18 protein-coding genes and 1 pseudogene are annotated in these 23,128 nt (G+C 60.7%); 6 read left to right on the top strand and 13 right to left on the bottom strand.

Annotated elements, in window-relative coordinates; all coding sequences use genetic code 11:
• The 4 genes and pseudogenes from BCL93_RS17255 to BCL93_RS10260 all read left to right on the top strand — a co-directional run.
• A pseudogene (locus tag BCL93_RS17255) lies at nucleotides 1–299 on the top strand (IS3 family transposase); the annotation flags it as partial.
• Nucleotides 299–1,036 carry a hypothetical protein gene (locus BCL93_RS17125; protein ID WP_146742485.1) on the top strand — a complete coding sequence of 246 codons (738 nt, stop codon included), beginning with the start codon at nucleotides 299–301 and terminating at the stop codon, nucleotides 1,034–1,036. The pseudogene BCL93_RS17255 and the gene BCL93_RS17125, both read left to right, overlap by 1 nt.
• A 52-nt stretch (nucleotides 1,037–1,088) precedes the next feature.
• Nucleotides 1,089–3,920 (top strand): bifunctional diguanylate cyclase/phosphodiesterase, encoded by a 2,832-nt coding sequence (locus BCL93_RS10265; RefSeq protein ID WP_112055179.1) that lies wholly within the window; start codon nucleotides 1,089–1,091, stop codon nucleotides 3,918–3,920.
• 15 nt (nucleotides 3,921–3,935) lie between these two features.
• Nucleotides 3,936–4,736: a PEP-CTERM/exosortase system-associated acyltransferase gene (locus tag BCL93_RS10260; protein ID WP_112055178.1), complete on the top strand. Its 801-nt coding sequence runs from the start codon at nucleotides 3,936–3,938 to the stop codon at nucleotides 4,734–4,736.
• 20 nt (nucleotides 4,737–4,756) lie between these two features.
• On the opposite strand, the gene BCL93_RS10255 is transcribed toward BCL93_RS10260, so the two are convergent.
• The 12 genes from BCL93_RS10255 to ltnD all read right to left on the bottom strand — a co-directional run bounded on the left by BCL93_RS10255 (nucleotide 4,757) and on the right by ltnD (nucleotide 17,132).
• Nucleotides 4,757–5,839, bottom strand: coding sequence for a DUF3541 domain-containing protein (locus BCL93_RS10255; RefSeq protein ID WP_112055177.1), 1,083 nt, complete (start codon nucleotides 5,837–5,839; stop codon nucleotides 4,757–4,759).
• Nucleotides 5,840–5,898: 59 nt separating this feature from the next.
• Nucleotides 5,899–6,645 (bottom strand): trimeric intracellular cation channel family protein, encoded by a 747-nt coding sequence (locus BCL93_RS10250; protein ID WP_112055176.1) that lies wholly within the window; start codon nucleotides 6,643–6,645, stop codon nucleotides 5,899–5,901.
• An 84-nt stretch (nucleotides 6,646–6,729) separates the two neighbouring features.
• Complete coding sequence (locus tag BCL93_RS10245; RefSeq protein ID WP_112055175.1) at nucleotides 6,730–7,617, bottom strand: NAD(P)-dependent oxidoreductase; 888 nt, start codon at nucleotides 7,615–7,617, stop codon at nucleotides 6,730–6,732.
• Between the two features lie 76 nt (nucleotides 7,618–7,693).
• Entirely contained in the window at nucleotides 7,694–9,154 is a 1,461-nt protein-coding gene (locus BCL93_RS10240) for an aldehyde dehydrogenase family protein (protein WP_112055174.1), read from the bottom strand.
• A gap of 84 nt (nucleotides 9,155–9,238) precedes the next feature.
• A complete protein-coding gene (locus BCL93_RS10235; RefSeq protein WP_112055173.1) occupies nucleotides 9,239–10,513 on the bottom strand; it encodes a TRAP transporter large permease in 1,275 nt (424 codons plus the stop codon).
• The gene (locus tag BCL93_RS10230; protein ID WP_112055197.1) at nucleotides 10,510–11,175 is read right to left on the bottom strand and encodes a TRAP transporter small permease; all 666 of its coding nucleotides are present in this window, start codon (nucleotides 11,173–11,175) and stop codon (nucleotides 10,510–10,512) included. Before BCL93_RS10230 ends, BCL93_RS10235 begins: the two co-directional genes overlap by 4 nt.
• Nucleotides 11,176–11,239: 64 nt before the next feature.
• Entirely contained in the window at nucleotides 11,240–12,241 is a 1,002-nt protein-coding gene (locus BCL93_RS10225; protein ID WP_112055172.1) for a TRAP transporter substrate-binding protein, read from the bottom strand.
• A gap of 59 nt (nucleotides 12,242–12,300) precedes the next feature.
• Entirely contained in the window at nucleotides 12,301–13,263 is a 963-nt protein-coding gene (denD, locus tag BCL93_RS10220) for a D-erythronate dehydrogenase (RefSeq protein WP_112055171.1), read from the bottom strand.
• A gap of 54 nt (nucleotides 13,264–13,317) precedes the next feature.
• Nucleotides 13,318–14,112: a 2-oxo-tetronate isomerase gene (gene otnI / locus BCL93_RS10215; RefSeq protein ID WP_112055170.1), complete on the bottom strand. Its 795-nt coding sequence runs from the start codon at nucleotides 14,110–14,112 to the stop codon at nucleotides 13,318–13,320.
• A 91-nt stretch (nucleotides 14,113–14,203) separates the two neighbouring features.
• Complete coding sequence (gene otnC / locus BCL93_RS10210; protein ID WP_112055169.1) at nucleotides 14,204–14,851, bottom strand: 3-oxo-tetronate 4-phosphate decarboxylase; 648 nt, start codon at nucleotides 14,849–14,851, stop codon at nucleotides 14,204–14,206.
• Nucleotides 14,848–16,182 (bottom strand): 3-oxo-tetronate kinase, encoded by a 1,335-nt coding sequence (otnK, locus tag BCL93_RS10205; RefSeq protein ID WP_112055168.1) that lies wholly within the window; start codon nucleotides 16,180–16,182, stop codon nucleotides 14,848–14,850. Before otnK ends, otnC begins: the two co-directional genes overlap by 4 nt.
• A complete protein-coding gene (gene ltnD, locus BCL93_RS10200; RefSeq protein ID WP_258396334.1) occupies nucleotides 16,179–17,132 on the bottom strand; it encodes an L-threonate dehydrogenase in 954 nt (317 codons plus the stop codon). Before ltnD ends, otnK begins: the two co-directional genes overlap by 4 nt.
• Nucleotides 17,133–17,533: 401 nt before the next feature.
• Here ltnD and BCL93_RS10195 point away from each other — a divergent pair, with 401 nt between their 5' ends.
• Nucleotides 17,534–18,562 (top strand): LacI family DNA-binding transcriptional regulator, encoded by a 1,029-nt coding sequence (locus BCL93_RS10195; RefSeq protein ID WP_112055167.1) that lies wholly within the window; start codon nucleotides 17,534–17,536, stop codon nucleotides 18,560–18,562.
• Between the two features lie 75 nt (nucleotides 18,563–18,637).
• Here BCL93_RS10195 and BCL93_RS10190 read toward each other — a convergent pair whose 3' ends face one another.
• Nucleotides 18,638–20,215, bottom strand: coding sequence for a glycoside hydrolase family 32 protein (locus BCL93_RS10190; protein WP_112055166.1), 1,578 nt, complete (start codon nucleotides 20,213–20,215; stop codon nucleotides 18,638–18,640).
• Between the two features lie 150 nt (nucleotides 20,216–20,365).
• Between BCL93_RS10190 and malT the strand changes: the two genes are divergently transcribed.
• A complete protein-coding gene (gene malT, locus BCL93_RS10185; protein WP_112055165.1) occupies nucleotides 20,366–23,092 on the top strand; it encodes an HTH-type transcriptional regulator MalT in 2,727 nt (908 codons plus the stop codon).
• Nucleotides 23,093–23,128 lie beyond the last annotated feature (36 nt).

Below are 23,128 nucleotides of genomic sequence, written 5' to 3'. Positions count from 1 at the left end.
CAGCGTGGCCAGCGAAGGGCTTTTCCTCACTGGCCGTTGTGCGGGAATGGATGTTGTCGTTCGAGCACGCCTACAATGAACAACACCTTCACAGTGGCATTAACTTCGTCACGCCTGCCGACCGGCATCGTGGCACGGATACTAAGCGCTTGGCCGAGCGAAAAGGGGTTTATGAACGCGCAAAGCGCCTGAATCCCAAGCGCTGGTCTGGCGACGTTCGACGCTGGGAGGCCATCGGACAAGTATCGCTCAATCCTGGCAAGCCGCAGGAAAAAGAACGGAATCAGAAAGCTGCTTAATGGAAGCGATTTGGACAACTGGGTTGAAAACTACCGCTAGCATCTACGCAGAGGAGCGACTAAGCACAGGTAGCATTAGGGCACAAGTTGGCATCGGGGAGGCCCAAGTAGGTGAAGATGTCGATAGAACACTTGGATTTTACAATAAGTCAGGGTCCTTTAAGTCCCAGTCTTCCCTCATAGGTCAAGTTCGATACGAGCACGATGCTGGACGGGTCATCTCTGCCATTAGTGTTGGACATGCCAAGGCAGATTACGAATCAAATGACAACAACCTCAACAACGGTAAACTTAATTTCCAACCATGGGTATTCTCTGTTCAGTATAATTCCGAGAACTGGAGCCTGACTGGAGAATATGCGGTCAGAAAGACTGAGCTTTATGGGTTTAATGAGCCAAGGAATTTTTCATCCACAGGAAACAGCTGGTATTTACAGTACATCTATCGCCTGAGAAGGGACTGGCAGTGGCTTGTTCGTTATGACAGCTTGATCAGCAACCGTGATGACCCTTCAGGCAAGTACTTTGAATCCAGTGGAGCGGGACCAGCCCACTCACAGTTTGCAAAGGATTGGACCATGGGCCTGCAGTGGCAACCATACCCCAAGATTCTCATCTCGGCAGAATACCATTATATCAATGGTACGGGCTGGACCCCTATTCAGGACAACCCTGACGCGGCCAATACTAGTCAATACTGGAATATGTTCCTGACTCAGTTTTCGCTGCGCTTTTAACTTCCTCTTCATTATGATCAGGCATATGCTAATAGGATAAAATTATTCACCCATGGACAGGTCGCAGCAGACAAAACCTAAGCTTGGATTGACTTGGCGCGTAATTGCGTTGAGTAGCCTTCTGCTACTTGGAATGACTACAGTCTTCACGATGGTCGGCCGAGACAACCTTCTGCGACAATTCGATGATTCCCGCAACGTTCAGCTGAAACGGCAAACCAGAGTAATTCGTCAAGCCCTCAGCCAGTCTATGGATAGCCTGCGGCAGATCGCAGCACTGAACGCCTCTCTCACCCCAGGTCTTGGAAATGCTCTGAAGCAAGCTGATCAAACAATCATCGCCGACTCTTTCAGTAATAAATGGCCAACACTACAACTGGAAGCGGGTATCGACGAACTCATGGTACTAGATGGCACTGGCCAGCCGCTTGCTCAATGGGGTGCCAGTCAGGCCGGCCATGACTTACCCATCACGGAATGGGGCAAGAAAGTTATTGCTTCCGACATGCCCTTCACGACATTACGCTGCTTCGCTAACTGCCGGCAGTATGCATTGGCTCCTATTCTGGTAGATGGCCAAAGCCATGGTGCTATCTTGGTCTCTCGCTCACTAGCTGATGTAACTCGGCAGGCCCGAGAAGTATCGGGAAGCGATGTCGCCCTGCTGATTACAGGGCAATATGCTCGAGAGCAATTGGACGTAACACGCAGTGTCAGTTCCTGGCATGGCAAGTTGGCCACACTCACCAACCAAAAAGAAACTTTGCCACTTATACACCAAGCGGCATATCTCAGTTCATTAGAAGAGTTGCAAGATCGGTCCATTAGGCTGAAACATGATAATAATCATATAGAAATCAGCGCGATTCTCCTCAACAGCGGTAGTACACGAAGTGCGAATGGCCACTTCTTACTTATGTCCGATATTTCATCGCAAATGGATGCCATCGACCGAGATACTGGCACAATCCTCGCGACCGGTTTAATTGGATGGCTAGCTGCAGAAGCAATGCTTCTAGCCATCCTCTGGAAGCCCATGGCGCGGGTTCGCCGGCTATCAAGCGTATTGCCAGCACTCGCAGAAGGCGGTTTTGCCAAGGCTAAACAGATGATACCGCTGCCGAAACGGCGTCTTTTGGATGAAATCGACCTACTCGATGCCGCTGCATTGGATCTTGCAGGTCAGTTGGAGACCCTTGAAGGTGAAGTCCAGTCTCGCGGCGAGCTTTTGAACGCCCGCCTGGCAGAACTAGCCAGAGAGCGAGATTTCATCGAAAGTCTTCTAGATACTGCACATGTTTTGATTCTGACACAAGACGATCAAGGCAGAATCAGCTTGGTCAACCAGTACTGCCAAGATATTTTTGGCCAGCCATACGATATTATGCTTGGACAACGATTCGAAGCGCTATTCCATAATCCAAGCGACGCTGATTATGAGATTAGGACTCACCAGGCAGAGGAACGCCTACTTCGCGGTAAAAATGAAGAACAACGCACTATTGTCTGGTATCACGCTCGCCTATCTGACAGCAGCGACCCTTCTATGCATACCATTTCTGTCGGCATCGACATAACCGACCGAAAAGCTGCAGAGTCTAGACTCGCCTGGCTAGCAAGCCGTGACCCTCTGACTGGTCTATATAATCGGCGTGCTTTCCAAGATAGGGTAGAAAAAGCATTAAATAGCGGCATTCCAGGGGCAATCCTGTTCATGGATCTTGACCAATTCAAGGATGTCAACGAACTCAGCGGCCACCCCGCCGGTGACAGACTACTTGAACTCGTAGCCCGCAATATTGAGGATAATCTGGGAAGCCGAGGCATTGTCGCTCGGCTGGGTGGCGATGAGTTTTCAGTATTATTGGAGAACTCAGGCGATGGCGAGGCTATTCAGATTGCGAAAGCTATCGAAAAAATCCTCGATAATACTAGCTTGTTGCTACCAGACGGACGTCGTCACCGCACAAGTGTAAGTATCGGCATCGCCTGCTATCCTCTACATGGCCATACGCCAGCGGATCTGATGGCCAACGCCGATGTTGCCATGTACAAAGCGAAGGAGAGCAGCCTCAATCGTTGGCATATACTTTCTACTCTTGATGAAGCAAAAACCGAGCTGCAAGAACGTGTCTATTGGATAGAGCGAATTCGTTACGCACTAAAAAACGATGAGTTTGAGCTAATGGCTCAACCTATTGCTCGATTAGCCGACCGCGAAGTAAAACATTACGAAATACTCCTGAGGCTTCGTGGTGAGAATGGAGAATTAATATCGCCTTGCCATTTTATACCAATCGCCGAACGTAGCGGGCAGATTATTCAAATAGACCGCTGGGTGATTAGGAAAAGCCTCCAGCTCCTGAGCCTTCTCAACAACACCGAAATCACCATATCTGTCAACCTCTCCGGGCACACACTTCACGACAAAGAGCTAAAACAATTTCTTGAGCAGGAAGTTATTGATAGTGGCGCCAACCCAGAAAAATTGATCTTGGAAGTTACCGAAACAGCTGCAGTGACAGACTTCATCACCGCCAGAGATATGCTTCAATCCTTACGCAACATAGGCTGCAAAACTGCACTTGATGACTTCGGAGTTGGCTTTAGCAGCTTTCACTACTTAGAGAAACTTCCGATTGACTATATAAAAATAGACGGGTCATTTATCCGAGAAATATGCTCAAACAATAATAGCAAAGTTATCGTAAAAGCCATATCAGATATATCCACTGGGCTTGGGAAACAAGCCATTGCAGAATTCATCGAAGACGAAGAAACCATCATTGCTTTACAGAGTTATGGGATAAAATATGGCCAAGGATTCCATATCGGAAAACCAGAGCTTGCCAAAAAAATACTATTTAGAAAACAAACAACCTGAACGAAAATAAAGCCCATGGAAACTAAAGAAAAATTAGAGACAAGCAAAAAAAAAGATACGGCTAGAAGAAACGCCTATTTATTCGACAAGTATTTCCAAGTCAACATCGCCAGCACACAAAAGGAGGAGGAAAATCTCCGAAGGCTAAGGCATGAAATATTCATCGAAGAACTTGAATACAAGTTTAATGCTGACAAAGATAAACAATTTGAATACGATCGCTTTGACAACTCATCTATACACTGCTTTATTACGCATAAAAGAACTGGAATGATAGCAGGGTGCATGAGGCTAGTTAAACCCGTGAAGGGTGATTCGGATAATTTATCACTACCTCTAGAGGATGTTTGCACACCACTTTTTAATCACCCCAACTCTCACCCAAGAAACTTTCCTAATAATGAGGTGTGCGAAGTATCAAGGTTCGCAATCCCTAAGATTTTCCGGAAGAACAAAAACCAAGAAACTGAAAGCTCAAAAAACTTTAAATTCCAAGACGAAGAGTCTGAATTGTTTCCAATAATCATGATCAGCCTCTTCCTTGCAACCTTCGCCTTAGTCGGACTAACAGGAAGACCACATGTCTTTGCATTAATGCAACCTAACTTACCTAGAGCCCTATCATTTTCAGGGTTTTATTTTACAAGGGTAACAGATATATTCGAACACTTTGGAACTAGAGGTGCTTTCTACATAAACTACGAAAGTGCAAAAAATGAATTCAAGAAAGAGCTTAACCCTCTCTACCTACACATTAGAAACCAGATTAAGGAAAAACTTCCTGCCGAACACATCTCGGTCAGTCAGAAACTTTAAAATGAGTCATCCTAAGAAGCTTATTTTTCTATCAAAAGCATAGGCCCCGGATAGAGCCTCTCGGGCCAATCCATCAGCATGATGGCCAGCACGTTGCGGTGTTCGCCTCGTGCCAGATCTGTGCTGCCAAACTCCCCGGGGACCATTCTTGCCTCTGGGTCATAGGCCCTTACCAGTGCCTGCTGAGTATGCGAGACGACCGGGTGATCCGTCAGTCCTGCCAGTTGGAAGCTGATACCGACTTCGGTGTAGATGTCTTCCTTGGTCTCGGCCAAAATACGCTCGATCTGGGCATCGAAAGCCTCGAGGATCCAGGCGTTGTCTGCGGCCGACACGCGATGCTGATAATAGTCACTGGCGGCAATCACGAAGTGCGTCATGCCATAGATCTTGTTGCGAAAGGAAGCTTGCGACAGCGCGGCATCGCGCGCCGGTGGGTAGTGAGCACGAAAGGCTGCCTTGGCCTCTTGACGTAGATCAGCCAGCCCCAACCCATAGAGGTCATAGGTCAGGTTTGCGACCTGGGCGGCATAGACCTCGAGTACGTCAGGAGACGTCAGGAAGTCGCGATACGGCTGGTCTTCGAGATACGCCATCACCTTATCGATTTCCGGCAGCTGCTTGTCATTCAATAAACCATGAAAGCGCGCCTGATTCAGCCGAAAGGCGAGATATTTGGCGAAGATCATTTCGCCCCACTCCCCCAGCATCTGCTTGCGTCTGCGCTGCTTTTGCGTGCGTTCCGGATAGCGCTCGATCATCCCGGCGGCTCGATGAGCGGCATAACCCGGCTGGGCCAAGCCGGCTATGTCTTTTTGCAAAGATGCCACGAGTCGCCTGCCGTAGTCCTGCAGTGGAGGCAAGTACCGGTCGTCGCCGGTTATGCGATAAAGCCGCTGGGCATAATGGCGCTGGTTGGCGACGGGAAGTGTGTCGAAGGCAGTGTCATAGCGTGCGCGAATCTCGGCCGCAATATCCTGCTGTGAAAGCGGATAGGTAGTAGCACATCCCACAACCAGACAGCACAGCAGCCATAGCAGAGCCCAGCGCAGCCGGCTCTGCAGCGGATGATAGGCCTCATACCCAGATACACTTGACCGCATGACGACCTCCTACCGGAACATGGCTGCAGGAAAAGTATAGGCTCACTGTAGAAGTTGTCTCAGCGGCGGCGGCGTGTCGTTCTGGGGCTGATCAGTTTGACCCTCACCTTGGGACGTCGCCGCACGTTGGCTGGGGCACCACCGACCGCGGCGTCCCGGGGTTTAGTATCAGAGGGCTCTGGTGGTGGCGTCACCACCCAGGCAAAGGTCGGCAGGCTCAGTTGCCAGTAGATGGCCGCAAGGCGCAGTGAGAGGGTCAAACCCAGTGCCAGGCCAATCGAAAGGACAGTATTCATCTGGAGTTCGAGGAGCAGCACATAGGCCGTGCCACCAATGATCGACGCCGTGGCATAGATCTCCTGGCGCAACACCATCGGTACCCGCCGAGCCAGAACGTCGCGCAGCATGCCGCCGGCTACCCCGGTCATCATGCCCATCAACACCGCCACCACGCCGGCACTGCCCAGCATCAGCGCCTTATGAGTGCCGATCACGGTGAACAGCGCAAGCCCGCAGGCATCGGTCACCGGCAGAAAAGTGCGCGTCAGGCGATGAATATAGTGAAACCCGAGAATCGAGAGACCCACGGTTGCCAGAACCACCCACAGATAGGTGGGATCAGTGACCCAGAACACCGGGCGCACGCCCAGCACCAGGTCTCGAATGGTGCCACCGCCGATGCTGGCCACCGCCGCCAGCACCAGCATGCCGAAGGGATCCATGCGCGTGCGGCAGGCAAGAATCACCCCCGACAGCGCGAAGACGATCACCCCCGCCATGTCCATCCAATAGACCAACGCCGTCACATCATCGCTCCTTGCTCATGTTCCAGGTAAGGATACGCGATTTGTGACGGCGCCGTGTCTATTCACCTTCGGGCATCACCAGACCTAACGCGATGCCTCGGCCAGCAGGGCGACAAGCTCCGGTACCGCCGCCTGACCGTGCCCCTGCTCGATGGCCTGTCGATACAGCCCAGCGATGCCATCAGCCGCTTGGTGGCTGGCCCCCAATTCCTCGACCATCTGCTGGTAGTAGCCGATATCCTTGTCGGCGTTGGAGAGCGAGAAGCGAAAGCCCGATGCATCATCGGCAAGAATGAAGGGTTTCAGGCGCTCGAAGACCACGCCTGCACCACCGCCATTGCCGAGCACTTCGATCAGCGCCTGCGGCGAGACATCGGCCCGACGTGCGGCGGCTGATGCCTCGGCAAGCACCGCCGAGAAACCCAACGAGACGAAGTTGTGCAAGAGCTTGACCCGATGCCCGCTGCCTACCGGTCCGACGTGGGTAATCGCCTCGGCGAAACTCTCGAGCAAGGGGCGAATCTCGGCGAAGAGCTCATCCGGAGCGCCGACGATCAGATTCAATCGCCCTTCTTCGGCTTCCTTGGGCGTCCGGGTCATGGCGGCGTCGCAGAAACGCCCGCCCCGGGCGACGACCCGCTCGGCGATCGCCACCGTCGAGCTGGGAATCGCCGTGGAGCAGTCGATGACGATGGAGCCGGACGCCAGGCCATCTAGCACCCCGCTGGCCTCGCAGAGCACCGCCTCGACCTGAGGCGAGCCGGTCACGCACAGGATCACCACATCGGCGGCCGCGGCCACCTCGGCGGCGCTCGACAGGCGCGTTGCGCCTTCGGCTATCAGGTCATCCACCGGCTGGTTGCCCGGGTGATCGAGAAAACTCAGTGCGTGGCCATGGCGCAGCAGATTGCGGGCGATTCCGTGCCCCATCAGGCCAACACCGATCAGCCCTACCCGTCGGGAATCCGTCATGCTCTTGCTCCTTGTCAGCCTTGATGAATAGGCCGTGATAAAAAGGGGGATAAATTGGAAAAGGGGGTCAGTGCGCCTAACCGTGGCGGATGGCAACGGTCTTGAGGCGGGTATAGCTCTTCAGGCCCTCGAAGCCTTTTTCGCGACCATGGCCGGAGCGCCCCACCCCACCGAAGGGCAGCTCGACGCCGCCTGCGGCGCCATAGTTATTGACGAACACCTGACCACTGCGGATACCCTTGGCCAGGCGCAACTGACGCCCTCCATCGCGGGTCCAGACGCCGGCACAGAGACCGAAGTCGGTGGCATTGGCGAGTTTCAGGGCCTCAGCCTCGCTTTCGAAGGACTGCACCACCAACACTGGCCCGAACAGCTCCTCGCGGGTCACCGCATGCCCGTCGGGCACATCCACCAGCAGCTGCGGCACCACGAAGTGGCCGCTTTCGGGGGCGTCCGGGGCAAGCTGCCCCGCCGCCGCAACGCGAATGCCGTCAGCCTTCGCCGCCGCAAGCCGCGTTTCCAGCTGCTCGCGCTGGCGGCCGTTGATCAGCGGCCCACAGTCAGCATCACGCTCGCCGGCATCGCAGCGCAGGGCCGCGAAGTGATCGGCCAGTCGCGACACCACCTCATCGAAGCAGGCCGCCTCGACCAGCAGGCGGCTGCCGGCCGAGCATGTCTGACCCGCGTTCTGGATAATGCCGCGCAGCACCGCCGGCAGCGCTGCGTCCAGATCGGCATCCGCGAATACCAGCTGCGGCGACTTGCCGCCAAGCTCCAGGGTCACCGGCACATGGTGCTCGGCGGCCGCCTGGTTGACCCGGGTCCCGGTGGCCGGCGAACCGGTGAACGATAAATGATCGATACCCGGGTGCGCCGCCAGCGCCGCACCCGCTTCGCGCCCGAGCCCCGGCACCACGTTGAGCACCCCAGGCGGCAGCTCCGTGCGGCTGGCAAGCGTCGCCAGGTGCAATACGCTCAGGCAGGCATCCTCGGCGGGTTTCAACACCACGGTGTTGCCGGCGGCCAGCGCCGCGGCCACGCAGCGACCGAATATCTGGGCGGGATAGTTCCAGGGGATGATCTGCGCACAGACGCCGAAGGGCTCGCGCAGCGTCATCACCGCATAGTCGGTTTCGAAGGGAATCGTCTCGCCGTGAAGCTTGTCGGCCCCGCCGGCATAGAAGCGGAAATAGCGAGCGCAGGCGGCGATATCCGCCCGGGCCTGGCTGATCGGCTTGCCGGTATCGGCACATTCGAGGGCCGCCAGCGTCTCGGCATCAGCCTCGATGGCGTCTGCGAAAGCCGAGAGCCACTGCCCGCGGCGGCGCGCTGGCCAGGCAGGCCAGTCGCCGGTCTCACCATCAAAGGCACGGCGCGCCGCCACCACGGCGGCGTCGATCTCGGCCTCGCCACCGCGGGCAATCCGCGCCAGCGGCTCCGCACTGGCCGGGGCCTCGACCACCAGCGTCTCGGCAGTGTCCATCCAGCGGCCGTCGATCAGGGCGCCCGCGGGAGGCGTGATAGGCAGCTCACGCATCGATTAACTCTCCTTTGCTTGTTGTTATATCTGAGTGTTGCGCGCTCATGTCTACGTCGTTCGTCGTTGATTGATCGGTGGCGGTCAGTACAGCAGGTCGACCAGGCCGAGCGAGATCCAAGGCATATAGGTAATCGCGATCAGGCAGGCCAGCACCACCAGCACGAAGCGCATCAGCCAGGGCAACAGCTGGTCGATCGACAGCTTGGCCACCGCACAGGCGGCGAACAGGTTGACGCCAAGCGGTGGCGTGAACATGCCGAGTGCCAGGTTGACCACCACGATCAGGCCGAAGTGCACCGGGTCGATGCCGTATTGGACGGCAATCGGCGTGAAGATCGGGGCCAGCACCAGGATCGCCGCCGAGGTCTCGATGAACATCCCGACGATCAGCAGCATCACGTTCACCGCCAGCAGGAAGGAGATCGGGCTATCGAAGACCTGCGTCACCCATCCCGCTACCTGAGCCGGTAGACCCGAGCGGCTGATCAGGAAGCTGAATAGGGCCGCGGCAGCAATGATCAGCATCACCGCAGCAGTGGAAATCACACTCTGCTTGAGGATCGGCACCAGCTCGTCCATGTTCAGCTCGCGATACACCAATCCACCGACGATCACCGCATAGAACACTGCCACCGCGGACGCCTCGGTGGGCGTGAAGACGCCGCCGTAGATACCGCCGATCACCACTACCGGCATCAGCATCGCTGCCCAGGCGCGCTTGAAGGCCGTGGGCAGATCGTGGCGATCCTCACGGTCCCGCAGGCCATAGCCGCGGATCTTGCAGAACAGGTACAAAAACAGCAGCAGCGCGCCGCCGATCAGAAGCCCAGGGCCGATGCCGGCGATAAACAGCTTGCCGATCGAGGTATCGGTGCTGACGCCATACAGGATCAGCGGGATCGAGGGCGGAATCAGCACCCCGAGCTCGGCCGACGAGGCCTGGATGGAGGCCGCCAGCGGCCGCGGGTAGTCGTGCTTAACCATCGCCGGAATCAGGATCGAGCCGATGGCGAAGGTAGTCGCCACGCTTGAGCCGGACACCGCCGCGAACATCATGCAGGTCAGCACGCAGGTCATGGCCAGGCCGCCCTGCACGCCGCCGACCATCGCCTTGGCCAGATCGACCAGGCGCCGGGAGATCCCGCCGGCGGCCATCAGGTTGCCGGCGAGGATGAAGAAGGGAATCGCCATCAACGGAAAATTGTCGATGCCGACGAACATCTGCTGCGGCACCAGCAGCAGCGGCAGACGCGAGAAGAATTCGATGCCTATGATCGAGGCCAGCAGAATCGAGATGGCGATCGGCACCCCGAGGCTGAACAGGATGATCAACGACAGACCAATGGCCGCATTCATGGGCGCACCTCGTCTTGCGGATGGGTCGTCTGCGCCGTCGCGCCATCGCGCGAAGCACTTGATTGAGTAGCACTTGATTCAGGAGCATTTGATTCAGGAGCGCTGGCTTGATGCACCGAGCGCGAATGGGTGTCCGGCGTGGGCGCCGCGACCTTGGGGGTCTCACTTTCCTCAGGGCCGATGGTCTCGCGACCGGTGACCTGAGCGAGCAGGCGCGCCAGCACGGCGATCAGCGCGAAACCCGCCCCGACCGGCATGGCCGCATAGGCCCAGGCGATCGACACCTCTAGCCCAGAGAGCATTTGCGTCCGCACGCGCAGGGTCATGGACGTGCCGTACTGGACCAGCACCAGAAACACGATCAGGCAGCACAGGGCCACGAAGGCCTCGAGCCAGATCAGTCGACGCGTAGGCAGCAGCTTGTAGATGACCTCGACAGACATCATGAAGCCGCCGCGAAAGCCGGCCGCCGCGCCGAGGAACACGCACCAGATCATCGCCGAGCGGGAGATCACCTCCGACCAGGTCGAAGGCGCGTCCAGCACGAAGCGGGTCACTACCTGATAGAAGCCCAGGGTGACCGAGATGATCAGCATCGCGATCGCCGCCAGCAGGGCGATCCGGGTGGTCAGGCGCTCGAAGCGCAGGAAGAGCTCCACCATCACATCCACCATACTTTAGGGAAAATCCGGCGCCGCCCGGCGCCGGATCAGGGTGTCGCCAGCGTTAGCAGTCGCTGGCACGGATACGGTCGAGCATCTCGCTGCCGTACTGGTCGGTGTAGATCTGGTAGGCGGGCTTGACGGCTTCCTGGAACGGCGCCTTGTCGATGTCGGTCTCGACGGTCATGCCCTTCTCGCGAAGCATCTCCACGCCATCACGCTCGAGGCGCGACACTTCCTCGCGAGTGGCCTGGGCAGAGGCCTGAGCGGCCTGTTCAAACCAGCCCTGCTCTTCCTCGCTGAGGCCATCCATCAGCACCGGCGAGCCGAGCACGATGGCCGGCGAGTAGACGTGGCCGGTCAGTGACAGGTTATCCTGCACTTCCCAGAACTTGCTCGCCACGATCACCGTGATGGGGTTCTCCTGGCCGTCCACGGTGCCCTGCTGCAGCGCCGTGAAGACCTCCGGGAAGGCCATCGGCGTCGGATGCACACCCATCTGCTCGAAGGCCGCCATGTGCACCTTGTTCTCCATGGTGCGGATCTTCAGTCCCGCGGCGTCCTCCGGCGATGTCACCGGACGCTTGCTGTTGGTCATGTGGCGGAAGCCGTTCTCCGACCAGGCAAGCCCCACCAGATTATGCTCGCCCATCTTGTCGAGCAGATCCTGGCCGATCTCGCCGTCCAGCACGCAGCGGGCCTGATCGTAGTCCTTGAACAGGAACGGCAGATCCAGCACATAAGTCTGCGGCACGAAGTTGCCCAGCGGGCCGGTGGAGGTGATGACCACATCGACGGTGCCAATCTGCAGCCCCTCGATCATCGCCCGCTCACCACCCAGGGCGCCGGACGGATGCTCGACCACCTCGAACTCACCGTCACTCAGTCGCTCGAGGGTCTCCTTGAAGGCATCCGCGCCCACCGAGTAGTGGGAACTGTCGGAGAGGGTATGCCCCAGGTTGATGGTCTGGGCCGCCTGGGCATTCATGGCGCCGAGCGCCAGGGCAGCGGTGGTGAGGCTGCCGATGGCAACGGACAGGCTGTGGCGTGCAAACTTGGCTTTCATTGTTATGACCTCTTGGGTTGCAGAGACACGCTGGGGTGTTCCTCGACGGGATCGAGGACTCAGTCACGCTCGCCGAGATAGCTCTCGACGATGTCGCGAAGGTTGGCATCGCCCTGGAAGCCGAGCTCCCGGGCGCGTGCGTTGATGAAGCGAGACGGCCAGCTGGCGACGATGGCCTCGATGCGCGGGTCAGCCTCGTGGCGGACTCGAGCCAGGGCCTCGTCGCCCCCGATCTCGCGCAGCGCCTCGAGCATCTCGGCGACGCTCACCGTGATGCCCGGCAGCATCAGTGCTCGGGAGGGGCCGAAGGCCTCGCCGGCCACCTCGGCGCCGTGGATCAGCGCCTCGGTGACCCGGCGCGGCGACATCACGAACAGCTCGAGATCGGTGGGCACCGGGCAGACGGCATCCTCGCCGTTGAGCGGCTCGCGCAGGATGCTCGAGGCAAAGCTCGAGGCCGCGGCATTGGGCCGACCCGGGCGGATGACGATGGTCGGCAGACGCAGCACCCGCCCATCGATCAGGCCGCGGCGGCTGTAGTCGGTAATCAGCAACTCACACATCGCCTTCTGGGTGCCATAGGAGCTCTGCGGCGTCAGCGCGGTCATGTCCTCGACGACATCCGGCAGGTCGCCGCCATAGACCGCCACCGAACTGGCCATGATCAGGCGAGTGGTCGATAGCTTGCGGGCCCGGCAGCCCTCGAGCAGCGCCCGAGTGGCCTCGAAGTTGACGGTGATACCCAGATCCAGGTCGGCCTCGGCGGCCGAACTGACCACCGCGGCGAGGTGAAAGATGACCTCCGGGTGCTCGTCGAGGCTTGAGTCCAGTGCACCGGGAGCGGCGATGTCGATGGCCCGAGCGACGCACTCGACGCCTGCAATTTCGGGCGCGGGTGCCTCCACCTGGTCGACCAGGGTCAGGCGTGTGAGCGGCTCACCGTCCAGTTCGCGACAGGTGGCGAGGGCGTGGACGAGGCGTTGGCCGAGGAAACCGGCGGCACCGGTGATCAGAACGTGCATGTCAGCTACCTGGTGGTTGTTAAAAACGTGTCGTGAAAAAGCATCGCCGAGGATTCAGCCGTGCAGGCCATAATCGCGACCCCAGGCGAGTCCCGCCCGGGTATCGCTGGCCGGCCGGTATTCGCAGCCCACCCAGCCCTGATAGCCCAACGCATCAAGGTGGGCGAGCACCGCCGGGTAATTCACCTCACCCAGGTCCGGCTCATGACGCTCCGGCACCCCGGCGAGCTGCACGTGACCGATGTGCGGGAACTGCGCCTCCATGTTGCGGATCAGGTCTCCCTCGACGATCTGGCAGTGATAGAGATCAAACTGCACCTTGAGATTGTCGGCACCGACCCGCTCGACTACCTCACGGGCCTGACCCTGGCGCTGCAGGAAGAAGCCCGGCATGTCGCGGCCGTTGATCGGCTCAATCAGCAACGTCTTACCAACCTTCTCAAGCTCTCCGGCCGCGAAGCGTAGATTCTCGATATAGGTGGCCAGGTGCGCGTCTCGGGTCGCCGCATCGGCGCCCTCAGGCAGCAGGCCCGCCATGGCGTGTAGCCGCGGACAGTCCAGCGCCTGCGCATAGCGAATACCCTCAACGACGCTATCGCGGAATTCAGCCTCACGGCCGGGCAGGCTCGCCAGCCCCCGCTCGCCGGCGTCCCAGTCCCCGGGCGGCAGGTTGAACAGCACCTGCTGCAAGCCGTTGTCATCCAGCGCCGAGCGCAGTTCCCGGGCACCGAAGACATAGGGAAAGAGGTATTCGACGCCTTGGAAACCGGCCGCGGCGGCGGCCGAGAAGCGCTCCATGAAGGCCTGTTCCGGGAACAGCATGCTGAGATTGGCGGCCACTCGGATCATATCGATTCCTGTTTACTCTCTGTTATGTCGATCTTTTCGATCATTTCGCCCGGCGCAAGCGGCGCCGCATTGTGTTCAGTGGCGGGCTACGTCAATCGCGAGGAAAACGCGCCTCGAGCTCGGCCACCTGCTCATCCGTCAGGCCGCGGGGGTTCTGGCCACGCAGCAGCAGATAGAGCTTGGCGGTCTCCTCGAGCTCCTCGGTGGCATAGACCGCAGCTTCCAATGACTTCCCGGCCACCACCGGGCCGTGATTGGCCAGCAGCACGGCACTGTGCTTGCCGGCGAGCCCCTTGACCGCATCACCCAGCGCCGGGTCGCCCGGCATGTGATAGGGCACCAGCGGCAGCCGGCCGACCCGCATCACGTAGTAGGCGGTCAGCGGCGGGATGCAGTCGCAGGGATCGACCTCGGGCAGACAGGACACCGCCACCGAGTGAGTCGAATGCAGGTGCACGATGGCCTCGGACTGAGGCCGCTCGCCGTACATCGCCATGTGCAGCACGCTTTCCTTGGTCGGCTTGGCGCCATCCAGATGGCGGCCATCGCGGTCGAGCCGCGAGATACGCACCGGGTCGAGCCGCCCAAGGCAGGCATTGGTGGGCGTCATCAGCCAGCCGCCATCATCGAGGCGCACGCTGATATTGCCGCTGGAGCCCATGGTCAGGCCGCGATCGAACAGCGACTTACCGTAGACCGCGATCTGCTCGCGCAAGCGGTTGTCATCACGCGTGCTCATGCGCCCTCCTCTCGAGCGGCCGACTGCTCGTTAAGGACCTCGAAGGCTCGGATGAAGAAATCGACGCCGCCGAAGTTGCCGGACTTGAGCGCCAGCGACAGAGGCGCCTCACGGCCTGCCACCTGTGTCTGGGTCCATGGCACGCCGGGGTCGATCTGCTCGCCGATGCGCAGCTCGCCAACGCCCAGCGCCGAGACCACCGCGCCGGAGGTCTCGCCGCCGGCCACCAGCAACCGCCCCACGCCCTCGGCGACCAGCGTCTGGGCGATAGTGGCCAGCGCCCGTTCGACCAGCTCGCCGGCCCGCGCCGCGCCCAGGCTCGCCTGGGCGGCTTCCACTGCCTGCGGCGCCGCCGAGGCATAGATCAGTACCGGGCCGTCGGCCGCACCGGATAGCCGCGCCCGCGCAAAGTTAAGGGCTTCTTCGATCGGCGCGTCGCTTTCGGCCAGCGCCAGCGGGTCAAGCGCGAGGCCTTCGTGGCGGCCGAGAAAGTGCTCGACCTGGCCAAGCGTCGCCCGTGAGCAACTGCCGGAAAGCACCAGGGCCGCGCCGCTGGCCGGCGCCAATCGCCCGGCGTTCTCGACCGGTGAAAGCCAGCCCTTCTTGCGATACTCCGCCGGCAGCGCCTGACCGAGGCCAGAGCCGCCGGTGACCAGCGGCATCTCGACCACAGCCGCGGCGATGACCTCGAGATCGCTTTCATCCAGGGTGTCGCAGATCACATGGCGGCCCCCTGCCTGCTGCAGGTCGGAGAGATGCGCACTGGCCGCCGGCGCCCCCTTGGCAAGGGTCGCCCGATTCAGCAGGCCCACTTGGTGAGACGTCTGACCTGCGAGCACCCGCACCAGGTCGGCGTCACGCATCGGGTTCAAGGGATGATGCTGCATACCGCTGTCATTGAGCAGCCGATCACCGACGAACAGGTGGCCCTGATAGACGGTGCGGCCGTTGATCGGGAAGGCCGGCACCATCACCGTCTGCTTGCTGCCCAGCTGATCTAGGAGAGCATCGGCCACCGGGCCGATATTGCCGTCATCGGTGGAATCGAAGGTCGAGCAATACTTGAAAAATACCTGGCGGGCGCCCTGGGCCTGAAGCCAGTCGAGGGCTGCCAGGGAATCGCGGATGGCATCCGCCGCGGGGCAGGAACGTGACTTGAGTGCCACCACCACCGCATCGACATTTTCCAGCGACAGAGCAGCGCTCGGCACGCCGATCACCTGCAGGGTGCGCATGCCCGAGCGCACCAGGTTGTTGGCAAGATCCGTGGCGCCGGTGAAATCATCAGCGATCGCGCCGAGGACGATGTTGGGAGCAGGCTCACGCCTCATGAGTGGCCCTCCCCCGCATCGCCGTCGTTGGCCGCCGGCAGGTCGATGCCGGAAAGGCGCTGGTAAACCTTGATCACCGCAGAGTCATCCTCGCGGCCAAAGCCCGCGCCGCTGGCGGCGGTGAACTGCTGCAGGGCACTGCCCGCCACCGGCATCGAGAAACGCAGCTCGCGGCCGGTCTGATGCACGATGTTGAGATCCTTGACGAAGATGTCGACCGCCGAGAGCGGGGTGTAGTCGCCCTTGAGGATATGCGGCACCCGGTTCTCGAACATCCAGGAATTGCCCGCCGAGTGGGTGATCACGTCATACAGCACCTCGGGGTCGATACCCATGCGGATGCCCAGCGCCAGCGCCTCGGCGGCCGCGGCGATATGCACGCCGGCCAGATGCTGGTTGACCAGCTTGACGCTGGAGCCGGGCCCCGGCGCATCGCCGAGGCGATAGACCTTGGCCGCCATGGCGTCGAGCGCCGCTTGGCCTTTGGCGTAGGCCGACTCGGCGCCGGAGGCCATCACCGATAGATCGCCGCTGCGCGCCTTGGCGGCGCCGCCGCTGATTGGCGCATCGAGCATCTCGAGGTTCAGCGCCGCCAACCGCTCACCGAGCGCCGTGGCATAGCTCGGTGCCACCGTGGCGCACTGCATCACCAGGCTGCCCGGCGCCAGACGCTCGGCCAGGGCCGCCTCTCCCGGGGCCGGCGCATCGAACAGCACGCTCTCGACCTGCTCGGCATTGACCACCACCAGCACCACCACGCGGCACTCGGCGGCAAGCTCGGCGGGGGTGGACACGCTGCGTCCACCGCGGGCCTCGAAGGTCTCGCGGGCCTTGGCCGAAATATCACAGCCAATGACCGGCAGACCGGCCTCGAGCATGGCCGTAGCCGAGCCGAGACCCATGGCACCAAGGCCGACGACACCGATGGATGAGGCGTTTTGTGGGGACACGGAAGACTCCTACCTGAGTTGATCATGAGCGAATAGGCCGCTCGCCGAGAGGGGCCAACAGTGGGGCAAAAATGGCCGCTGACTGTCTCTGGCGATGTGCTGATGTTAGCGCTACCATTCATTCTTAGAGTAGGATTCTGGACAGAGCAAGACGCAGCGCACAAAGCGAGACCAATGTCTAATCACCCGCCTCGCCCCGGATCACCGCCCCATGCAGGGGGCCACATCGAAGGCCAAACCCGGTGCCGAGAGAAAAGGAGAAAGACGGATAAAAGAAGCTGAGAGAGCAGCTGAAAAAAGCAGCTGAGAAAGCGGCTGACAGAGACGGAATGAGGCGAGCAGTAAGGGAACGAGCCATCGAACCATCAGCAGTCAGGGACTGATCACAGGAGGGAAAGCCCATGGCGGGCGACAAACAACGACGCCACCGCAAGAGTGTCATGCAGCCGACGCTTGCTGACGTGGCGCGGGAGGCCGGCGTCTCATCGATCACCGTTTCCAGGGTGCTCAACTCGCCGCAGGCGGTACGTCCCGCGACGCGCGCCACCGTCGAGGCGGCCATCGACAAGGTCGGCTATGTGCGCAACATGCTGGCTGGCAGCCTGGCCTCGGCCAACTCTCGCTTCATCGCGGTGATCGTGCCGTCGCTTGCCAATATCGTCTTCGTCGAGGTGATCGCCGGCCTGCAAACGGAGTTCGAGCGCCACGGCTACCAGATCCTGCTCGGCAACACCGACTACGACCTGGACCGGGAATGCGAGCTGGTGCGCACCTTTCTCGGCTGGTCTTCCTCGGCGCTGGTATTGACCGGCCTGCGTCACAGCGAGGCCTGCCAGCGCGTGCTCGAGAACTGGGAGCGCCCGATCGCCGAGATCATGGAGCTCGGCGAAGCTCGCGACCTGAACATTGGCCTCGATCATGCCGAAGCCGGGCGCTGCATGGCGAGCCACCTGCTGGCGCGCGGCCATCGCCGGATCGTCTATGTGGCCGCCCAGCTCGAACGCGACTATCGCGCCGGCCTGCGTTTTGCGGGGCACCGTGAGGTGCTGGAAGAAAAGGGCCTGTCGGCACCGCTGCTGGATCTGGCGCACCTGGGTCAGTTCGAGACCGGCGCCCAGGCGCTGGAAGAGGTGCTCGCCCATCACCCGGAGGCCACGGCGATCCACTTCGCCAACGATGATCTGGCCACCGGCGCCATCCTGCACGCCCAGCGACAGGGCATTCGGGTGCCCGAAGAGATCGCCATCGCCGGCTTCAACGGCCTGCCGATCGGCCAGCGCATCACCCCGCGCCTGACCACCATCCGCTCACCGCGTGAGGCTATCGGTCGCGAGGCCGCCCGCCGGGTGATTGCAAGGCTCGAGGGCGCCGCTCGAACCCCCGACCAGCATGACGTCGGCTTCGAGCTGCTGGTCGGTGAAAGCACATGAGCCTATGAACAATGCTCAGTGACGCAGGCCAGGACCTGCGACGCTGCAATTATCCTGGTCCTGACGGTCCCCGCCCTACCAGTGCCGACCGCTGACGGCGCCGAGGCCGACCTCGCCCTGCTCAACGCTCAGCGTCATCGGCAGAGCCTCGTTTGGGAAGGCAAGCTCAGTGATCACCAACCTTCCGTCATCGATAAACAGCTCCGCCGAGCAGCGATCACGCAGCAGCTGACAGGCGATGCGCGGCCCCGCGGGCAAATGGTACTGGGTGCGGTGAGGAAAGTGCTCGCTCAGCGCGGCCGAGTCGTTGACGCATGGGTCGCCGTAAGGATCACCGCCAAGATCGCGCGGCGCAGTGCGCTCAACGGTCACCGCAAGGCTCGAGTCCAAGCCTTCCAACCGGTAGATCAGGCTGTCATCGCCGAAGGGACGCAGCACCACCGCGGCGCCCGGTGCGAGGTCGAGCCGGAATTCGGCCAACGCGGCTTCGGCCTCACCAAGCTCCAGTACGCTGCCGGGTGCCGGCTTTCGCGGCACCACGAGCGCATCGAGGGCCATGGCGCTATCGCGAACCCGATCCGGAATCGTCTGGCGCAGCTCATAGCCCTTGCCTCCTTCATCACGAGCAAGGCTCAGCGCCCGGGGAATCGTCATCGCCCCGCGCCAGTCACCGGTCGGTGTCTCGTGCGCGTATAACCAATTGCTCATCCAGCCGATCACCAGGCGCTCGCCGGGATGATCCGACCAGCTCTGGGCCGCGTAGCAATCGGCGCCCTGATCGAACCAGGTCACCGTCTCAGGGGCCTGATGGGGCGTGAAGCGAATGCCGTCGAAGTCACCGATGAACACCTGAGTGCCGGAGCCCCTGGCAGGGCCACCGCGCTGCACGCCGACCATCAGCACCCAGCGCTCCTCGAGGCTCTCCGCACCGCTCTGATGATCGGCGCCGCCTCGGCCGTCTACCGGCAACGGGAAGAGGTCGGGACATTCCCAGGCCAGTTCGTCGTGGGCGCCGTACTCGGCACCGAACACCGATACCTTCTCCCAGTCAGCGCCGCCCTGGGTGCGATAGATGCCAAGCTCCTGCCCCTCGGTGAGAATCATCACCCAGTGCTCGCTTTCGGCATGCCAGAACACCTTGGGATCGCGAAAGTCCTGAAGCCCTGGGTTGTCGAGGATCGCCGCGTCACGCATCTGCCAGCTGCGACCACCATCGCGGCTGGCCGCCATCGCTTGGGACTGATGGTCTCGCTCGGGGGAACCGCCCGGCACATGGCGAGTGAAGAAGGCCACCAGGGGCGTGATCATGTCGGCACGCAGGGTGCCGCACTCGGCCTTGCGCGGCGCCGTGGTGATCTCGCATTCCGGCACGAAGGCATGCTGCCAGTCGACCACCGCACTGCCCGAAAAACACATACCATGCTCATCGGGCGTGAGCGCTACCGGCCGATGGGTCCAGTGCACCAGATCGCCGCTGCTGGCATGTCCCCAGTGCATCGGCCCCCAGACGGTGTCATGCGGGTAATACTGATAGAAGAGATGGTACTGCCCCGCGTGATGCACAAGCCCGTTGGGGTCGTTCATCCAGCCCTTGGGCGGCGTGAAGTGCAAAAGCGGACGAAATTCCGGCGAAGCGGAAACGGCATCGGTCATAACGGACTCGCGGCGCTAATAGCGTGGAACGAAGGGGCGTCGAAATAAAAGACCCAACCCTACCACCTTGGTCGCAGGGTATCTCGCGGGTCCATCAGTTTAGGCATACTACTAGGCATCTATAACGATTAAGCCTATATCTGGTGTGATATGCGACTGATTCCAGACAAGCTCACTCCGCCACCGTTACCGCCCACACCGGTCGCTCGTGAGCGTCTCAATGATCACTTCATGCTCGATGAACGCATCCGCGTGCAGGTCATTCATGCTCCACCAGGGTACGGAAAGACCACTCTGCTCGCCGAGCGCTTGCCAGCCTTGGAGCAACCGGCATCCTGGCTGCGCCTCGACCCCAAGGACGATACCCCCACTCGCTTCCTGCGCTATTTTGAGGCCGCTCTCAGCACCCTTTTTCATGAGCATCTCGCGCTATCGCCCCCGTCCCTGGGCGACCTCGCCGAAGCACCTGATATAGCCTTCGACGAAGCCATCGAGACCTGGCTGTCACAACTGCCTAGCGAGGCTACTCCCTGCCGGCTGGTGATCGACGAATTCGAGCACATCTCTGCCCCCGAGATCCTGGCAGGACTCGCTCACTGGCTGCGCCACCAGCCCCCCTGGCTGACGCTGACACTGATCTCGCGCACCTGGCCAGCCCTTGGCCTGCCGGCGCTGCGCATGCGTGGCGAACTGGAGGAGATCGGCGCCGAGGAACTGGCCTTCGACCATGAAGAGGCCCAGACCCTTTGCGCCGAGCAACTCAGCTTCCCGCCGAGCCGGGTCAGCCTGGAGCGAGCCCTGCGCCTGACCGAAGGTTGGGTCATGGCCCTCAACTGGCTGGTCGAGCGCACCACCACTCGTGCCGGCTTCGACGCCCTACTCGAGCGTTTGAGCGGCGCGCATCCAGACTTTGTGGCCTGGTTTGATGACCTGCTGAGGGAACATCTCGATGATCACGATCGCCAGCTTTTGTTGCAGCTAGGTGTTCTCGAACGCTTTTCCCCGCAATTGGTGGCACGACTGCTGGAAGGTGACCGAGTCACACAACGTCTAGAGGCCCTGGATCAGGCCGGCCTGTTCCTGCTTCGCCTGACCCCTGACGATCAGTGGTGTCGCTTTCATACCCTGTTCTCCCAGTACCTGTGCCATCGGCGACACGAAATGAGCCTTGACTCCCAGCACCAGCTGCACCGCCGTGCCGGCACTGCATGGTTGGCTCTGGGCAAACCAGCCCTGGCGCTTGCCCAGGCCATTAATGCCGACCACCCTGAAGCGCTGGCTGATCTGATCGAGGATCATGGCCCTCACCTACTGGCCAAGGGCCACTTCGCCCTGCTGGCACGAGCCATGGACACCCTCGGCGAACCAAAGCTGAGTGCTTCGCCGCGCCTGACCCTGATTTATGGCTGGGTCACCCATGCCCAGTACCAGTACGACCGAACCGAGAGGGCCATCGGCTGGATCGAGGCACAGCTCGAAGAACCGCCCTGGCAAGCGCTCGCCGCCGAGTTCGCTACCCTCCGTGCTCAATTAGCGATCAACCGAGGCAACGCCGAACGGGCCTCCCCGCTGGCTGAGCAGGCACTAACGCTGCCCGCACGCTATCTGGACTCCACGCCAGCGTCCGCCGCCGCCATCTTCTGTGAAGCGCGATTCGTCCAAGGCCAGTTGGAAGAATCGCTGACCCGGATCCATGTGGTGGAACAGGAAGCCATGCGTCTCGGCGACGATCAGTTGATGCTTTGGGCGCTATGCCACCATTCAGAGACCCTGGTGGCCCAAGGCCGCCTGCAGGCGGCATTCGATATCCAGGAGCGAGCCTTCGCTCATATCGAACACTGCGGACTCGACCGCCTGCCTGTGGCCGAATTCCTGTATCGCATACGCAGCCAGCTGCTGTGGGAATGGCACCGGCTGGATGAGGCCGAACAAGCGGCGCTCAACGGCATCGCCGTGCTCGACAATCAGGGAGAGTCCTGGACCTTGCAATGTCACGTAAGCCTCGCCAAGGTCGCTCTGGCCCGCGGCGACCAGGTTCAGTGTGCCGACCACATCCGCCGTCTTCGCAAAATCCTCGCCGATGGCGACTACCATATCGACTGGCGAGCCAACGCCCATGCCACCCTGCTCGCCTGGTGGCACTCCAACGACGATCTCGATGCCGTTGCCCGCTGGCTGCAAGAAGCGCCCACCGCTGAACCCGACACCGCCAGCAATCACTTCGCCCAGGCCAACGTGCGCAATCATGCCCGCGCCCTGATGCTGCTCGGCCACACCGAGCAGGCCCGGACATTATTAATGACCCTGGAGCAGCAGACCCGTTGCTTCGGGCTGATCACAGACACCAATCGAAACCAGCTGTGCCTGGCGGCTCTGGAATGGCAATGCGGCAACCGCAGGCCAGCACTCTCGCATATGTCCAAAGCACTCGTACTGGCCACGCGCACGGCCGTCACCGGCAGTTTCCTGCGTCTGGGCACGCCGCTTAGAGAAATGCTCACGGCTCTGCTCGAGACCGATGAGCTCGATGGCCTGGCGCGAGAGCGGGCCAAACGCCTGATAGCCCTGGCCGGCCGTCAGCGCGACTTCGGTCGCGCGGTGCGCCTGATGCTCGACGACACCGAGATCGCCGATATTATCGCCCGTCCCGACGTGCCCGAACTGATTCGCACATCGCCGCTGACACGTCGCGAATGGCAGATACTGGGACTGATCCACGCCGGATTATCCAACGAGCAGATCGCAGAGCAGCTGACAGTAGCCCCCACCACCATCAAGACCCACATCCGCAGCCTTTACCAGAAGCAGAACATTCGCCATCGTGCAGAGGCCATCGCCCTGGCCGGCGACCTGCTGGCTCGCATTCAGGGGGAGTAATCGCTCCCCTCCTCCCCCCGCCTACGCCTGCCACAT

The sequence above is a fragment of the Onishia taeanensis genome (genome assembly GCF_003268885.1).
In the GTDB taxonomy this organism is placed as follows: Bacteria; Pseudomonadota; Gammaproteobacteria; order Pseudomonadales; family Halomonadaceae; genus Onishia; species Onishia taeanensis_A.
This window is presented reverse-complemented; position numbering and strand designations above follow the sequence as displayed.

Coding starts and splice junctions, on each gene's coding strand:
- otnI (WP_112055170.1), bottom strand. CDS start 14,112: ATGATCCGAGTGGCCGCCAATCTCAGCATGCTGTTCCCGGAACAGGCC.
- BCL93_RS17125 (WP_146742485.1), top strand. CDS start 299: ATGGAAGCGATTTGGACAACTGGGTTGAAAACTACCGCTAGCATCTAC.
- BCL93_RS10245 (WP_112055175.1), bottom strand. CDS start 7,617: ATGACGGATTCCCGACGGGTAGGGCTGATCGGTGTTGGCCTGATGGGG.
- otnK (WP_112055168.1), bottom strand. CDS start 16,182: ATGAGGCGTGAGCCTGCTCCCAACATCGTCCTCGGCGCGATCGCTGAT.
- BCL93_RS10230 (WP_112055197.1), bottom strand. CDS start 11,175: ATGGTGGAGCTCTTCCTGCGCTTCGAGCGCCTGACCACCCGGATCGCC.
- BCL93_RS10190 (WP_112055166.1), bottom strand. CDS start 20,215: ATGACCGATGCCGTTTCCGCTTCGCCGGAATTTCGTCCGCTTTTGCAC.
- otnC (WP_112055169.1), bottom strand. CDS start 14,851: ATGAGCACGCGTGATGACAACCGCTTGCGCGAGCAGATCGCGGTCTAC.
- BCL93_RS10265 (WP_112055179.1), top strand. CDS start 1,089: ATGGACAGGTCGCAGCAGACAAAACCTAAGCTTGGATTGACTTGGCGC.
- BCL93_RS10240 (WP_112055174.1), bottom strand. CDS start 9,154: ATGCGTGAGCTGCCTATCACGCCTCCCGCGGGCGCCCTGATCGACGGC.
- BCL93_RS10260 (WP_112055178.1), top strand. CDS start 3,936: ATGGAAACTAAAGAAAAATTAGAGACAAGCAAAAAAAAAGATACGGCT.
- BCL93_RS10255 (WP_112055177.1), bottom strand. CDS start 5,839: ATGCGGTCAAGTGTATCTGGGTATGAGGCCTATCATCCGCTGCAGAGC.
- BCL93_RS10225 (WP_112055172.1), bottom strand. CDS start 12,241: ATGAAAGCCAAGTTTGCACGCCACAGCCTGTCCGTTGCCATCGGCAGC.
- malT (WP_112055165.1), top strand. CDS start 20,366: ATGCGACTGATTCCAGACAAGCTCACTCCGCCACCGTTACCGCCCACA.
- BCL93_RS10235 (WP_112055173.1), bottom strand. CDS start 10,513: ATGAATGCGGCCATTGGTCTGTCGTTGATCATCCTGTTCAGCCTCGGG.
- BCL93_RS10195 (WP_112055167.1), top strand. CDS start 17,534: ATGGCGGGCGACAAACAACGACGCCACCGCAAGAGTGTCATGCAGCCG.
- denD (WP_112055171.1), bottom strand. CDS start 13,263: ATGCACGTTCTGATCACCGGTGCCGCCGGTTTCCTCGGCCAACGCCTC.